The sequence below is a fragment of the Martinezella sp. CNPSo 3732 genome (genome assembly GCF_057784515.1).
The window spans coordinates 560,198-573,851 of record NZ_JBXSOO010000001.1; the positions used below are offsets into that span (position 1 = coordinate 560,198).

The following is a 13,654-nucleotide window of genomic DNA, read 5'->3' on the forward strand; positions in this document are numbered from 1 at the left end:
GGATCACCTGTGACAGATATTGCATTGGATGAGTTTCCTCGGTTCGATGCCATAGGCTTTCACCACCTGCGCGCCGAAATCCTTGTGTTGCTCGGGATTGGCGTCCCAGTCGGACCAGTCCATGCGGGTCACTTGATCAGGCGGGCGCAGATTGGGCGCCGGATTTCGATGGCAATCCAGGCACCACTGCATCTGGAAGGGCTGCGCGCGGGACATCAGCGGCATCCGATCAACCCGCCCGTGGCAGATCACGCAGGCAACGCCGCGGGCAACATGGATCGAATGGTTGAAGTAGACATAGTCGGGTAACCGGCTAACGCGGTTCCATGTGAGCGGCACATTGGCCGCGAGGCTGCGTCGGACCGGCGCCAGCATGCCAGCGCCGGTCCAGATCTGCGAGTGGCAACTCATGCAGATATACGTCGCCGGCAATCCCGCGCGGGCGCTTGTCTCGACGGAGGTGTGACAATACCGACAGTCGATACCGAGACCTGCCACGTGGTGCTCATGGCTGAAGGGAACCGGCTGATCCTGCACCCAGCCGACCAGGGTGCCATAGCTGGAACTCGCATATCCGCCGACAAACAGGACGATCAGAAATATCAGGATGGCGGCAACAAGCAGGGACGCGCGCAACCTCGTATCAGCCGATGCCGTAAAGATCTGCGCCACGGAATTCCCCTGAATTCGCCCTCGCAATGAGGTCAAACGAAAACCGGGGTTGAAAGTTCCACCCATCTGTAGTGCCGTCCCCAGACGGCACGTCCCTTTCCCATTTTGCTAGGAACAATACGGACCGCAGGCGGTTTTAAGGACGAAGGCGGACCCGTCACTGCCGCGACGGCCGCAAAATACATCCTAAAGGAGGCCTGGCTATGAAACATCAGCAACCTCATGAAGGCGCACCAGGAACGACGGATCAATCCCCGCGATGGGAGGGACCGGCTGGCTCAAAGCCGGCTGGATATTTGCCGGCCAAGGATGGCGGTGAAAAAGCGCGCGATGCCCATGGCGAAAATATCGATCATCCACGCAAGCGCCGCGTGTCTGACGCCCTGAAACAGAAGGGTGACGATTGACGACGCCGCCGGGCCATGACGCCGCCACGAAAACTGCCAGGAATAGGTTCGCGCGAAACTCAGCCCTGTCCCAAATGGCGCAAGCTTCCGATCGGCCACGATGAGAAGGATTCGACCTCGGCCTAAACCAAGGCTTACGAGATCGGCCCACGGCGAAATTGTATGGTCGCTTGAGACGATGCCTGCAGCTATTGCTCAATCAATATCTGCAGGCCTTGCATCCTCCAGCGCAAAGCGCATCAACAGTCCCTTCAGTTCAGGTTCGCGCACGCGGCGGGCTGCCTCTTCCGGCACCATCCATTCGATCGTCCGCTGCCCGCTTTCAGGAAACTTTCCGGATTGTTTTCTGACTTCAAGCAGGTGAACTTCGACCACTGACGGTATCGTCTGCCGGTCAGCCAGCACCTTCAAATATGTGAAATACCCGAATATTCCCTTTTTGACCTTGCCCTTGACACCTGCCTCTTCCCAGGCTTCGCGTTCCGCCACCTGACCGCCATCAAGCCCTTTGATCGACCATCCCTTCGGGATCATCCATCGTTTGGTCTCGCGTGTGGTGATAAGCAGCACTTCAGGCGAATTATCGTCGCGATGCCGAAAGCATAGCGCACCATATTGCTCGGCCATATCTCCGGCAGCGATGGTCTCTATATGCGGCGCAAGCCGCGCAAGATGGGGTCGGCGGTTTGACATGGCACCTCTAACTTACCGGCCCATAGGCCCGGCATGATATCGAAACCGACAAGCTCCCCCCAATGCTATCGCACGAGGCATATCCGTGACTGGGCGTCCTCTGACGATGCGCTGCTTCCGCAACGCATCGAAGATCAAATGCAGCCGTGTTTTATGCGGCCTTCCTGGCCTTCGCATTGGCTGCGGTTTCGGCGAGTTTCGTCAGCTTCTGATCCGTCGCCTTTTCCTCCGCGAGCGTCTGCTGCAGGAGGGTGACGGCATCCTTCAGACCGAGTTGCTTGGCCCATTCAATGAGGGTGCCGTAGCGGGCAATTTCGTAGTGCTCGACGGCCTGCGCCGAAGAGATGAGACCGGCATCGAGCGCCGGCGTGCCTTTGAATTCCTCGATGATCTCGTCGGCCTCGGCGATGATGCCTTGGATTGCTTCGCACGTCTTTCCTCGCGCCGGCTTCCCCAGGAGTTCGAATACCTGCTCCAAGCGTTCCACATGGCCCTGGGTTTCATCACGGTGATGAAGGAAACCTTGTTTGCCCTCCTCCGCCTGGGCCGCGCGTGCCATCTTTGGCAATGCCTTAAGAATCTGCTTCTCGGCATAGTAGATGTCTTTCAGTGTTTCCAGAAAGAGATCATTCAAAGTCTTCTCGGATGCCATTTGGAGTCCTCCAACATTTTGAGAAAAGATCATTTTGAAGCAGCGCAGATGCGTCGGTTTTTGTGTGCGCTGGTTCGCACGGCCGATTCAATGCACCTGCAGGAAAAGATACCGGCAACAGCCCTTCCGAATTCGATTACAAATTCTTGTGGTTTTGCTGGTCCGCCCTTGCATGCTGTTCATGCGATCCACCTTGGGAAGCCATGATGTTTTCTCCTTAGTGTTCTCGAGACCTTCATTGGTCCCACTCCCGAACAGACGGCCAGAAGATTGGTTCCCGTCCCATGCCGGGAAAAAATGCAGTTGCGGCCATGCCGATTACGGCGAGAATGGCAAGAGGCTCAGCCACATCCGCCTTGGATGGTGAATTGCTTCGGGACCTAGCGATGCGGCAACGCAAACGCCACGATTTCGTCACCGTTGCGCGACTGCAAGCCGCCATGACCGCCGGCTGCAACGACGACATATTGTCTTCCGTCCGAGCCGAGATAGGTCAAGGGGGTGGCGTTTCCACCTGCCGGCAGGTGAAACTGCCAGACGACATTTCCCGTCTTGCCATCCAGCGCGCGGATATATTGATCCGTCGTTGCAGCGATGAAGATCAAGCCGCTGCGTGTCGCAACACTCCCGCCCATGCTGAATATTCCCGTGGGCAGACCAAAGGGCAAACGCAGTCCAAATGGCCCCATATCCTCTGTCGTTCCAAGGGGACGTCGCCATGCAACCTTTCTTGTCGAAAGATCGATCGCCTGCATCTGCCCCCAAGGCGGGCGGGTACAAGGGATATCAAGCACACCGAGCCAAGCTTTGACGACAATGGAAAAAGGCGTGCCATGCTCAGGATTATTTTGGAAGTCAGGCTGCGGATATGGCTGCTTCCATCCGCCCCATGGCGCGAAGAGCCCTTTGGCGAGAGCCGACGCATAGGGAAGCATCTGCAGTTGAAACGGCATGAATGTCGTATTGATAAACAAGAGTTTGCGTTCTGGATCGATCGTCGCGCCATACCAATCGGAGGTCCCGTCGAAGGCCGGCCAGCCGATGGTCGGTTTCAATCCTGGCGGCGTAAACAGACCGTCGTCTCGCATCCGCCGAAAGGAGATCCGGCAGAGAAGCTGATCGATGGGAGTTGCACCCCACATATCCGTTTCTCGAAGCTTGGGCGCGAGCAGTTGCGGCATGCCGGTCGAAAAGGGCTGTGTGGGCGAATAGCGTTCGCCCGGTATATCGCCCGGCGGCACCGGCCGCTCGTCGACCTCGGCCAAAGGATGGCCATCGCGGCGGTCAAGGAGAAAAAGCTGGCCCTGCTTGCTGGTTTGAACAAGCGCCGGGATACTGCCGCTTCTATCGTCGGGGAGATCGACAAGCGATGGCCCCACGGGAAGATCGAAATCCCAGAGATCATGATGTACGGTCTGAAAATGCCATCTCTCCTTTCCGGTGGTAAGGTCCAACGCCACCAGGGAGCTTGAATAGCGATCGTCAAAAGATCTGCGTTGCCCGCCGAAATAGTCCGGGGTCGCGTTGCCGAGAGGTACGAAGACGAGATTGAGCTTTGGATCGGCCGTATAGACGCCCCAGCCGTTTGGCGTTCCACGCGTATAGGTTTCATCTGCTGCAAGCGGCTTATTGGCGGGATCCTTTCCCATATCCCACGACCATGCAAGTCGCCCGGTGTTTGCGTCAAAGGCACGTATGACGCCTGAAGGCTCGCCGACGGTCTGATTGTCGTAGACCCATCCTCCCAGAACTATACGCCCGTTCAGGGCAAGCGGCGGCGAGGAAATGAAATGAAACCCTGGCGGAACCGGCCCCATGTGATCGCGCAAATCGACCATTCCCCGCTCACCGAACTGCTCGCAAGGCTTGCCCGTATCGGCATCGAGTTCGAACAGCCTTGGTAGATCCGATGCGGTCGAGATTATGCGGTGCGCGCATGTGCCCGCGGATGTTACGGATGAGGCGTCGTAATATGAAACCCCGCGACAAGCTTGATAGACATTGTGCGACATGTCGCCGCCCGGATCATAACGCCATTTCAGCTTTCCCGTCGTTGCATCGAGCGCGATAACCTCGCGATGCGGTGTACAGAAATAAAGGCTATTTCCGACCTTTATCGGGGTCGCTTCAAAGCTGAACTCCCTGCCTTTGGAATTCTCACCCGCCCTCGGCTTGTCGCCGGTGGAAAACGACCAAGCTTGTTTCAAAAGATTGACGTTGTCAGGCGTGATTTTGTCGAGAGACGAATACCGGTCTCCCGCCGGCGTGCCTCCGTAGTAGGCCCAATCGTCTGCTGGACCGGCGTCGCTCTGGTCTCCATCCATGACCTTCCAGCGGGCAGGATCGCCGAAATTGATGGTCCTGGCTTCGGTGATCCGATAGCCCGAGCTAAAGACGAAGATCAGGATCGCCAATGCAAAAACGAGATTGGCGAGGAGGATCATTCTTGCCCTTGCCAAGCGCTCGATGCGGCCGGCAACCCAGGGGGACCAGATCCATAAGCCAAGAACCGCCGGAGCGACCAGTCTCGGGATAAGCGCCCAGCCATCGAATACGGATTCGGTCAGAGCCCATGCCAGAGTTCCGATCAACAATAACGTGTAAAGCCACGGACCGAAGACGCTTCCCCTGGATAACAGCACTGCAACACATGAAAGGATGATACCAGCTATCAGATAATAGGACGTGCCGCCGAGTACGAACAGCCATGCGCCAAGGCACGCAATGGTGATGCCGATCAGCCCGACGAGACAGGCCGTAAAAATGAAAAGAACGCGCATCAAGGCTCCTCCCGTTGGCGCGAAGCACGGTCAAGCGTTCGACCGATTAGAAGTAAGCCATCTCACTTGTTCTCGGAGGCAAGCTCTCCCGGCTTGAATCTCCCGGGCTTGGCTTCTTGTGAGGGAATGGCATCCGACGACGTGGGAGCTGGGTGAGTTTCATCCTCCGACTCCGGCACCACGCCGGCATGATGGTCATCAGGCGATGTTTTCGGGAGATCTTCGTCACGCGCCTTTAGCTCACGTTCCGCATCCAACCAATGGCGCAGCTCCTGCCCATCCGGCTTTCCTTCCATTTCCCACCTGGCATGGGCAGCCTTTTTGATGTCCTCTTTGGTCATCGGAGAACCCTTTCACAGATACCGACATCCAACTGCGCCGGAGCCGCGGAGTTCCCGAACGGACCAGACCTTCAATGAATCCGGTCGGCGATCGATCATGGGAAATCCTCCTGTATTTACGGGGGCTCAGGTGCAGGGTGGTTCGAGCTGACCACAGGCATCATTCCGTGGACAGAAACTCTTCGACCGTCACAATTTTGGCCTGTACGGAAAATCGCCTTTCAAACAGCGTAAGCGCTGCGTCATGTGCATCGTCATCACCACTGCATACGGCATCCTTCAAGATGATAACGCCATAACCGAGATCGATGGCGCCAAGTGCTGCAGCCAGGACGCAGACGTCCGTCTCTCCTCCGCTTATAACCAGAGTGTCGACGCCTTGACGGGACAATATCTGATGCAGACGACCATCCACCCACGGCGAATAGGTGAACTTGTCAAAGATGCGCGCCGGCGGCGTCAAGGCTCGAAAGACTGGAAGCACGTCCATCAATTCTTGAGGCAGATTGCTGGCGGTCATCATGTTCCATTTCTCGTAATAGTCCCGCCATTTGCCTGGCATGATGTCCGGCTGTGCCGGTGGCATGAAGCGCGTGAAAATCGTCCGTTCGGGAAATCGCCCAGCCACCTCGCCAACCTGATCCAGCGTGCGCGCCATCCAAGGCACCTGCCAGGGAGTTGGTTCAAAGAACATACATTGCATGTCGATGCACAAATGCAGCCAGGTTTTCATCCCGCCACCATCCAGCCAAACAGGAATTCAGCCGCGATATTTGCCCTCGTTCATGTCACGCGGATCATAGTTGAGATCCCAGTCCTTTTCGGGTTCGGCCGATCCGGGAGGGGTCTTGTTTACGGTTGCGTCGCTGGAGCCGGTAATGACCCGTGGCTTGGCGCTCGCGACGCCATCACTCTCACTGCCATGCAACAGCTTCCGATACTGACCTTTGGCGTCCTGAGGGGGATCTCCCCTCTTCTTGCCGCCTGGATTGTTCGATTTGGCCATTGTGATACCTCGCTTGCTTGCTTGTCGGACCTTATGGAAGCTGAATTCCTAATGTTCGGCCGAGCCCGGGCGGGCTGTTTTTGCATGCTGGTGCGCCAAGATGCTGGCCGGTGTTATGTTCGCCACCGCAGCTTGGAGCTTGTTCTTCCAGCCGCTCACAACATCCGCTTCACCGTCCATCATCGCATCGAAGCCGATCCGGGCGACTTCCGCAGGATTATCCTTGCTGGCCTGGCCAATTTCCGTGTCCATTAAGCCGGCCCGCTTGAAGAAATTCGTGTCCGTTGCCCCAGGCATCAGGCAACTGACGGACACGCCGGTACCTTTCAACTCTTCGCGCAGGGCGAAGGAGAAACTATTGATAAAGGCTTTGGTACCATTGTAGATCGCCTGGTAAGCGCCCGGCAGGAACCCGGCAATCGAGCCGGTCAGCAGAATGCGACCATGGCCGCGGCTTCTCATCTGATTTCCGACGTGCTGGATCAGATACACGGTTCCGACGATATTGGTATCAATGACTTTTCTGGCGCGGGTAAAGTCTTGATCGAGAAATTGCCGGCCCAATCCCTGACCGGCATTTGCCATGAGCAAATCAACCGGGCGGCCGGCCGTGGCGATGCTTGCCAGAAGCGTGTCGACTCCGGATGGTGTCGAAAGATCCGTCTGCACCGCCAGCACCTCGCCACCAAATTTTCTGAGTTGGGCTGCTGCGGTTTCGATATCGCTCTCGTCGGCCGCCACGATCAGATTGTAACCTTCCTCGGCGGCGCAGACCGCGAGTTCATAACCGATGCCGCTCGAGGCACCCGTGACGACAGCCAGTCCTTTTTCCAAAGCCCGTTTGGCCATAAGCCTGCTCCTTCCTAAGGTTTGAGCACGACTTTCACGCAACCGTCCTGTTTGTCGCGAAAAAGCTTGTAAAGGTCGGGCCCATCTTCAAGGGCACCGCGATGTGTAACGACGAAGGAAGGATCGATTTCGCCCTTTTCGATACGTTCCATCAACATGGGCAGGTAATGTTGCACCGGCGTCTGCGCCATCTTGAAGGTCAGTCCTCTATTGATCGCCGACCCCATCGGAATCTTGTCGAGATATCCGCCATAAACGCCGACGATCGATACGGTGCCGAAGTTGCGGCAACAATGGATGGCCTGGCGCAAGACGTGGGGCCGGTCCGTACCCATGAAGGTCGCGACCTTGATGCGATCCCATCTCGAATCCCAACTGGCGGAAGCCTCCGCCTCAGTTCCCACCGCGTCGATACACGCGTCGGCACCACGTCCTCGGGTCATTTCCATGATACGGTCATAGACATCTTCTTCCAGGAAATTGACCGTCTCGGCACCGCCGGCTTCTGCCAGCAAAAGACGCGCTGGAACGGTATCGATGGCGATAACGCGTTCAGCACCTAGCAGGAAAGCCGACCGAATGGCCATTTGACCCACGGGGCCACATCCCCAGATCGTGATCGTATCGCCTGGTTGGATGTCGCAGAATTCGGCCGCCATATAACCGGTCGGGAAGATATCGGAGAGAAAAAGGACTTGTTCGTCATCCAGCCCATTTGGAACCTTGGCTGGTCCGACATCGCCATAGGGAACGCGTAGATACTCAGCCTGACCGCCGCTGTAGCCGCCAAGGAGGTGAGAATAGCCGAACAAGCCAGCCGGCGAATTGCCCCACAGCTTCGTTACCTTCGAACGATCGGGATTTGTCCGCTCGCAACCAGAGAAGAAACCGCGCTTGCAAAAGAAGCATTCGCCGCAGGCGATCGTGAAGGGAACGACCACGCGGTCTCCGACGGCTAGCGTCGAGATCCCTTTGCCCACCTCGACGACTTCTCCCATGGTTTCATGGCCCATGATATCGCCGCTTTCCATGGCTGGCATCACGCCGTCATAGAGATGGAGATCGGAACCGCAGATCGCGCATGCGGTTACCTTTATGATGATATCGCGTTCATCTTCTAACCGCGGATCGGGAACGCTCTCGCACCGTATGTCATGCTTGCCATGCCAGGTCAGTGCTTTCATCGGTTCCTCCAATATCTCGATCCTGCGCCAAACAGTCGAGCCGCAACGATGTTCCCAAGCGACTGAAATTTGCCGGCCGAGGGTTCAAAGCTGATCAACCGATGGGAAGCCGGCGCACCATCGCCGGCATAGACCTTGGAGATGTTCGAGTGCTGCAAATAACCGACATCGGCAAAGGACGATTTGAAAAAGGAACTTTCGAGTCGGAAGGAGGTTTGGATGTGAAACGCTGGTTTCTAGCGCAGGGAAAGTACAGCCATGCCCGTCTTCGAAAAGGGAAAATACGGTGCTTTAATCGCCTATATCTTATTGGCGGTGCTTATCGGCTGTGTATTGGTTGCGGGAGCCCTTTTCTTTTATCACCGTGAGCCGCAACGGCCCGGTCAGCCCTCGCCCCATGCCCTGGATCAATCCCAATAGTATGAAGAAAAGGCCGGCACCACTTAATCGCTATCGCAAGCGGCGTCTCCCGCCAGACGCGCCATGAATCCAATCCGGCCCAGCGGCCTTTGAATTCATGACGCGCCTCAGGAGGCGGCTCGCCAGCGGATTTGCGAGCCAGGAGGGACCGGCGTTGACTTCCCTCCGGCGGCCGAACCCGTATGTGTGGGATTTGTTCCTGAGGGGAAATAAATATCGAACCGGTACCGTGCGGATCAAATGCGGCGCAGACCACGCTCGGCCTCCGGCGCGAAAACCCAAGGCTTTTGGTCCGCCAGCGGTCCAAGATCTTCTAGAGAGCACTGCCTATCGCAATTCTTGGAAAAGGCGATGCTCCTTGAATTGCCGGCAGTCTCGAAACGAAAGTCTCGTTCGACGGGTGAATGACCATGCTGGGATCGGCAGCCACGCGCCATTGCAATTGGCTTGCGTTACACCTCCGAGGATATTCAAAACACCTCGACCCCGAGTATGGCAAGCAGGTTTTCAAATGAGGAACTTTCGGAGCGGAGCGAGGTTCGAAGCCGAAATCTGCGTTATAGACCAAGGACGCCTCGGCCAGCATTCGCCCACGCTGTGGACCAATTTCGCCGGTACCGTCGCCATTGATTTGAACAGCGCAGGCGGTATCGCCGACCCTTCGCCGAAAAATGCAGGTTTTGGGGCAACCTTCCGTATCGCTGCAAGTTGGGAGGAAATGAAGACCGAGGCGGTTCAAAACACTGTACAGTCAGGGAAGGAGTTTGTAGGTCGTCTTGGTCCCGGCATGGAAACGATATCATGGTTGGCAGCTACAGCAAGATGTTTGCAGGCAAGCGGGTTCTCATCGTCGAAGATGAGTATTTGCTGGCCGACGAAACGCGCCGCCAGCTCAAGAGGCTAGGAGCGACCGTTATTGGCCCGACCGGGCGTGTTGATGTTGCTCTGGAACTGATTGATGACGAGGAGATAGATGTCGCTATTCTCGATATATATCTCGACGGAGAACTGGTGTTCCCTGTTGCGGAGCGACTACAGGAACTCAATATCGCTTTCGTCTTTGCTACCGGATATGATCCTTCCATCGTGCCTGCGTCGTTCAAGGGATTTTTGTTGAACGAAAAGCCATTCGAGTTGGAGAAGATCGCACAAGCGCTATTTGGTCCGCGTCCTATCGGCATGTGAAAATAAAGCGATGCATCTGATTTTGCACGCCATTGATGGCGATGAGGACCGCCGCCCATGCGCTGGGAGGGATGGATGCGAATCCCTCTGCCAGGCCATTGTTTCTCGATGCAGACGAGTATGGTGTCCCGCGCTATCGAGGCTTCATGGTTCTCCACGGCGTGCCACAGCACGCAACTTGGTCTCTACCTCAAAACAGGGGGCACACTTCGGAAGACTTCGCCCCGCTTCGTTCGATACTTAGACCTTTGCCAGTTTGGAGGTGATCTTCTAACCGCCCGGCTCGCTCGGCCGCATTGATGCGCGAGGATCGGCTTTGCATTCACTTTGAATTCACGCAGAGCGAATTATGATCGGATAACCTGAGCTAGGCTGGCCAATGAACGATTCGACAACTGCATATAGTAAAATGTTTTCCGGCAAACGGCTCTTGATCGTCGAGGACGAATATTTCCTTACCGAACGGACAAGCCAGAAGTTGCGTTCACTGGGAGCTATCCTGATCGGCCCGATGGCTAACGTCCCGCGCGCTCTCGATTTGATTGAAGGCAATCAGGTGGATGCCGCGATTATCGACATCCGGCTTGATCCAGATCTTGCGTATGCGATGGCTGAAGCGCTTGAAAAACTCGGACTTCCTTACGTATTTGCCGTCGCGGATAACCCGCCACCGCAATTTTCCGGCTTCGTCCTGCGAGAAAAAGCTGATGATATCGAGCATATCGCCATGGCGTTGTTCGGTACGCGGCGGCTGGATATCTGAGAACTGGAATATCAATAAAGGTCTTCGTCAAGCTGGGCCGCGAGCTGCTGGCGAGCCCGGTTGATGCGACTTTTTACGGTGCCAATCGCACAACCGAACTTCGTGGCAGCATCTTCGTAGGAGCGGCCTTCGATCACCACATACTCCAGCACTATCCGATAGTGTTCCGGCAGGCGGTTGCAGGCCCGCTGCAGTTCCTTTGCCCGGATCGTCCATTCCTGCGACGCTGGGGCGATGCCGACGTCGGATATGCATTTCTTGTTACCCGGAGCCTCGCGTTTGGCGATGCGGAACTTTGTGCAAAATGTATTGCGCATGATGGTGAACAGCCACGATTTCAACCGAGTGCCAGGATCGAACTGGTCGATATTGGCCAGAGCTTTTGTCAGCGTCTCTTGAACCAAATCATCGGCATCCGTCGAATTTCGGTGGAATGTTCTGGCGAAGGCGCGCAGGGCCGGAATGAGCTCCACGATTTCAGCCTGCAAACGATTGGAACGGGACAGGTGGATCACGGTATTCTCCTTTGCCGTATCGCTCATTCAACAGCTCTGATCCGGATGCGGACCTGACATCTTTGGCAGCGCCAGATGCATCCTATCTTTGATTTCAAATGAAGCTACTTCGCGTTGTGACATTCGCCGCATTAGGGAAATGACCCAAGACCATTCTGAGGTCCACTCAAACGCTTTCACACTTCGAAGGAACGGCTCCGTGCCCAGCATGTTCCATGAGATAAGGAGAATCTTTCGGATGGCTCTGCATCCTTTGCGGCTCATTTAAAGCCGGCACACAAGACTTTGTCTCGGCGATGTTCGGTATCCAAACTCTATCAGAATCCGCGCGGCGAAAGTAAACGCAGAACATTCACGCCACTGAGACGCGTCACCCTTGCCTCTCGTCCTGCAGGAGAATGCGAGGTGGTCTTTCGACCATAAAACGATGGGCGCTGCACTGCAGAAGATATACTTCCGGTTCCGGATTCTGCAGCATTGTAAAACCTGCGCTGCGCAGCATCGCCTCCATTGCCGCCTTGTTCGGTATGAACCAGTTTGTCGGGTCCCCAGCATAGCGATTTTCGACGAAGAACAGCTTCGGATAATCAGGACGATTGAAAATCTCCTTGTCCTCGAAGTCGTAATCATCCTTCAGTTCCGGCGTATCGTCCACTCCGCGCTGCATACATTGAAACAGCATCAGATCCTTGACGACGTGCTCGCGAAGCAGGTCAAGCGCCAATAGCGGATGACGCAGATGATAGAGGACACCCATGAAAAGGACGAGATCAAACTTTTCGCGCAGTTCCGCGACCTCGTAGACCGACATTTGCCGGAAGTCGATGTCAACCTCGGCCTGCTTTGCCACGAATGCGGCTTGCCGCAGATAATGCGGATCGGTATCGATCGCCACCACGCGGGCTGCATTGCGTCGTTTCATCTCAAGCGAATAAAATCCCGCGTTGCAGCCGATATCGAGAACGGTCTTGCCCGTCAAATCCGTGGGAACGACTTCCTTGAAGCGCCGCCATTTAAAGCTTGGATAGTCCCCGAGAAAATGATCGGGCGCTGTTTCGATGCCCTTTATGCGCAGGTTGTGAAACCATGGCGCCAGTTCGGCGATCTGGCGCCGTAACTCCTCTTCGCTCTGCATGATCACGCTCCGATTGAAAGACCCGTCGGGCGCCGGATTGGCATGGTCTTATGACGTGCCCGTTGGATAAATTGCGGTTCGTGAAGCGCCTGGCGAAACCAGGCAACGGTATATTCCAGGCCTTCGGTGAGATGAACTTTTGGCTCCCAGGACAAGAGCTGCTTTGCCCGAGCGATGTCCGGCCGCCGACGCTGTGGATCGTCGGTAGGCAGCGGCTGGTAAGCAATGCCTGAGTTTGTTGGCACCATCTCCAGGATCACTTGCGCAAGTGCTTTAACGGTAAACTCCCCGGGATTGCCGAGATTGATGGGCAAGCCGGCGTTTGGCTGCACATTCATTGAGCGGATCAGCCCCTCGACGAGATCGGACACGTAACAGAAGGATCTCGTCTGGTTGCCATCCCCGTAAATCGTCAATGGCTCATGCTGCAGCGCCTGGACGATGAAATTCGAGACGATACGCCCGTCATTCGGCTGCATACGAGGGCCATATGTATTGAAGATGCGCACGACGCGTGCGTCGACAGATCCCGCACGCAGACTATCGAAGCAAAGGGCCTCTGCCGCACGTTTTCCTTCGTCGTAGCATGCGCGCGGTCCGATGCAATTGACGTGCCCCCAATAGTCTTCCTGCTGCGGATGTTCCTCCGGATCGCCGTAGACCTCGCTCGTGGAGGCCTGCAGGAAGGAGGCGCCGTGACGCTCCGCCAGTTTGAGGAGATTCCCCGTTCCGGCCACGCTGGTCATCATCGTGTGGATCGGGTCGGCCTGGTAGAATGGCGGAGAGGCCGGGCATGCCAGGTTGTAGATCTGATGAAGCGGCTCGACGATCTCGAGCTCTTCGCATATGTCATGCTCGATAAGAGTGAAATTAGGGTGATTTTGCAATGACTCGATATTATCGGGCGAGCTTGTCAAAAAGCTATCGACACAAATGACCCGATGGCCGCCGCCCATGAGTGCGTCGCAAAGATGAGATCCGACAAAGCCTGCGCCTCCGGCAACGAGAATGTTCTTTTTGACTACCTGCCGCATGCAATTTCTCCTTTGATT

Annotated in this window: 16 protein-coding genes; 4 read left to right on the forward strand and 12 right to left on the reverse strand. The window is 56.1% G+C overall.

The annotated features are described in order from the left end of the window. Positions 1 to 3: 3 nt before the first annotated feature. Positions 4 to 672, reverse strand: a complete 669-nt coding sequence (locus AC13RM_RS02525; RefSeq protein ID WP_440479147.1) for a cytochrome c3 family protein — start codon at positions 670 to 672, stop codon at positions 4 to 6. A gap of 203 nt (positions 673 to 875) precedes the next feature. On the opposite strand from AC13RM_RS02525, the gene AC13RM_RS02530 reads away from it, so the two are divergent. Continuing rightward, positions 876 to 1,079 carry a hypothetical protein gene (locus tag AC13RM_RS02530; RefSeq protein WP_285172566.1) on the forward strand — a complete coding sequence of 68 codons (204 nt, stop codon included), beginning with the start codon at positions 876 to 878 and terminating at the stop codon, positions 1,077 to 1,079. A 195-nt stretch (positions 1,080 to 1,274) separates the two neighbouring features. Here AC13RM_RS02530 and AC13RM_RS02535 read toward each other — a convergent pair whose 3' ends face one another. The 8 genes from AC13RM_RS02535 to AC13RM_RS02570 form a co-directional block, all read right to left on the reverse strand. Beyond that, positions 1,275 to 1,706 (reverse strand): NUDIX hydrolase, encoded by a 432-nt coding sequence (locus tag AC13RM_RS02535; protein WP_374817612.1) that lies wholly within the window; start codon positions 1,704 to 1,706, stop codon positions 1,275 to 1,277. A gap of 217 nt (positions 1,707 to 1,923) precedes the next feature. Continuing rightward, on the reverse strand, positions 1,924 to 2,424 hold the full coding sequence (locus AC13RM_RS02540) for a YciE/YciF ferroxidase family protein (RefSeq protein ID WP_285172568.1): 501 nt from the start codon (positions 2,422 to 2,424) through the stop codon (positions 1,924 to 1,926). 380 nt (positions 2,425 to 2,804) lie between these two features. Next, on the reverse strand, positions 2,805 to 5,204 hold the full coding sequence (locus AC13RM_RS02545) for a membrane-bound PQQ-dependent dehydrogenase, glucose/quinate/shikimate family (RefSeq protein ID WP_440479146.1): 2,400 nt from the start codon (positions 5,202 to 5,204) through the stop codon (positions 2,805 to 2,807). A 62-nt stretch (positions 5,205 to 5,266) separates the two neighbouring features. Continuing rightward, positions 5,267 to 5,545, reverse strand: coding sequence for a DUF2934 domain-containing protein (locus tag AC13RM_RS02550; RefSeq protein WP_374817618.1), 279 nt, complete (start codon positions 5,543 to 5,545; stop codon positions 5,267 to 5,269). Positions 5,546 to 5,705: 160 nt separating this feature from the next. Next, positions 5,706 to 6,278 (reverse strand): cysteine hydrolase family protein, encoded by a 573-nt coding sequence (locus AC13RM_RS02555; protein WP_285172571.1) that lies wholly within the window; start codon positions 6,276 to 6,278, stop codon positions 5,706 to 5,708. 27 nt (positions 6,279 to 6,305) lie between these two features. Continuing rightward, positions 6,306 to 6,551, reverse strand: a complete 246-nt coding sequence (locus AC13RM_RS02560) for a hypothetical protein (RefSeq protein ID WP_285172572.1) — start codon at positions 6,549 to 6,551, stop codon at positions 6,306 to 6,308. Between the two features lie 48 nt (positions 6,552 to 6,599). After that, positions 6,600 to 7,400, reverse strand: coding sequence for an SDR family NAD(P)-dependent oxidoreductase (locus tag AC13RM_RS02565; protein ID WP_374817623.1), 801 nt, complete (start codon positions 7,398 to 7,400; stop codon positions 6,600 to 6,602). Positions 7,401 to 7,414: 14 nt separating this feature from the next. Then, positions 7,415 to 8,584, reverse strand: a complete 1,170-nt coding sequence (locus tag AC13RM_RS02570; RefSeq protein WP_374817625.1) for a zinc-dependent alcohol dehydrogenase — start codon at positions 8,582 to 8,584, stop codon at positions 7,415 to 7,417. A 258-nt stretch (positions 8,585 to 8,842) separates the two neighbouring features. Here AC13RM_RS02570 and AC13RM_RS02575 point away from each other — a divergent pair, with 258 nt between their 5' ends. The 3 genes from AC13RM_RS02575 (at position 8,843) to AC13RM_RS02585 (ending at position 10,952) form a co-directional block, all read left to right on the forward strand. Then, on the forward strand, positions 8,843 to 9,004 hold the full coding sequence (locus tag AC13RM_RS02575; protein ID WP_285172575.1) for a hypothetical protein: 162 nt from the start codon (positions 8,843 to 8,845) through the stop codon (positions 9,002 to 9,004). A gap of 801 nt (positions 9,005 to 9,805) precedes the next feature. Continuing rightward, positions 9,806 to 10,189 (forward strand): response regulator, encoded by a 384-nt coding sequence (locus tag AC13RM_RS02580; RefSeq protein WP_374817627.1) that lies wholly within the window; start codon positions 9,806 to 9,808, stop codon positions 10,187 to 10,189. Between the two features lie 379 nt (positions 10,190 to 10,568). After that, positions 10,569 to 10,952 carry a response regulator gene (locus AC13RM_RS02585; RefSeq protein ID WP_374817629.1) on the forward strand — a complete coding sequence of 128 codons (384 nt, stop codon included), beginning with the start codon at positions 10,569 to 10,571 and terminating at the stop codon, positions 10,950 to 10,952. A gap of 11 nt (positions 10,953 to 10,963) precedes the next feature. Here AC13RM_RS02585 and AC13RM_RS02590 read toward each other — a convergent pair whose 3' ends face one another. The 3 genes from AC13RM_RS02590 to AC13RM_RS02600 form a co-directional block, all read right to left on the reverse strand. Beyond that, positions 10,964 to 11,494, reverse strand: coding sequence for a sigma-70 family RNA polymerase sigma factor (locus AC13RM_RS02590; RefSeq protein ID WP_285172578.1), 531 nt, complete (start codon positions 11,492 to 11,494; stop codon positions 10,964 to 10,966). A gap of 343 nt (positions 11,495 to 11,837) precedes the next feature. Beyond that, entirely contained in the window at positions 11,838 to 12,602 is a 765-nt protein-coding gene (locus AC13RM_RS02595) for a TIGR04290 family methyltransferase (protein ID WP_440479145.1), read from the reverse strand. A gap of 2 nt (positions 12,603 to 12,604) precedes the next feature. Further along, positions 12,605 to 13,636, reverse strand: coding sequence for a UDP-glucuronic acid decarboxylase family protein (locus AC13RM_RS02600; protein ID WP_374817633.1), 1,032 nt, complete (start codon positions 13,634 to 13,636; stop codon positions 12,605 to 12,607). Positions 13,637 to 13,654 lie beyond the last annotated feature (18 nt).

Bases quoted from the DNA above. Each gene is read 5' to 3' on its own strand.
- AC13RM_RS02560 (WP_285172572.1), bottom strand. From the start codon at position 6,551: ATGGCCAAATCGAACAATCCAGGCGGCAAGAAGAGGGGAGATCCCCCT.
- AC13RM_RS02530 (WP_285172566.1), top strand. From the start codon at position 876: ATGAAACATCAGCAACCTCATGAAGGCGCACCAGGAACGACGGATCAA.
- AC13RM_RS02600 (WP_374817633.1), bottom strand. From the start codon at position 13,636: ATGCGGCAGGTAGTCAAAAAGAACATTCTCGTTGCCGGAGGCGCAGGC.
- AC13RM_RS02595 (WP_440479145.1), bottom strand. From the start codon at position 12,602: ATGCAGAGCGAAGAGGAGTTACGGCGCCAGATCGCCGAACTGGCGCCA.
- AC13RM_RS02590 (WP_285172578.1), bottom strand. From the start codon at position 11,494: ATGAGCGATACGGCAAAGGAGAATACCGTGATCCACCTGTCCCGTTCC.
- AC13RM_RS02565 (WP_374817623.1), bottom strand. From the start codon at position 7,400: ATGGCCAAACGGGCTTTGGAAAAAGGACTGGCTGTCGTCACGGGTGCC.
- AC13RM_RS02555 (WP_285172571.1), bottom strand. From the start codon at position 6,278: ATGAAAACCTGGCTGCATTTGTGCATCGACATGCAATGTATGTTCTTT.
- AC13RM_RS02585 (WP_374817629.1), top strand. From the start codon at position 10,569: ATGAACGATTCGACAACTGCATATAGTAAAATGTTTTCCGGCAAACGG.
- AC13RM_RS02540 (WP_285172568.1), bottom strand. From the start codon at position 2,424: ATGGCATCCGAGAAGACTTTGAATGATCTCTTTCTGGAAACACTGAAA.
- AC13RM_RS02575 (WP_285172575.1), top strand. From the start codon at position 8,843: ATGCCCGTCTTCGAAAAGGGAAAATACGGTGCTTTAATCGCCTATATC.
- AC13RM_RS02570 (WP_374817625.1), bottom strand. From the start codon at position 8,584: ATGAAAGCACTGACCTGGCATGGCAAGCATGACATACGGTGCGAGAGC.
- AC13RM_RS02545 (WP_440479146.1), bottom strand. From the start codon at position 5,204: ATGCGCGTTCTTTTCATTTTTACGGCCTGTCTCGTCGGGCTGATCGGC.
- AC13RM_RS02550 (WP_374817618.1), bottom strand. From the start codon at position 5,545: ATGACCAAAGAGGACATCAAAAAGGCTGCCCATGCCAGGTGGGAAATG.
- AC13RM_RS02535 (WP_374817612.1), bottom strand. From the start codon at position 1,706: ATGGCCGAGCAATATGGTGCGCTATGCTTTCGGCATCGCGACGATAAT.
- AC13RM_RS02580 (WP_374817627.1), top strand. From the start codon at position 9,806: ATGGTTGGCAGCTACAGCAAGATGTTTGCAGGCAAGCGGGTTCTCATC.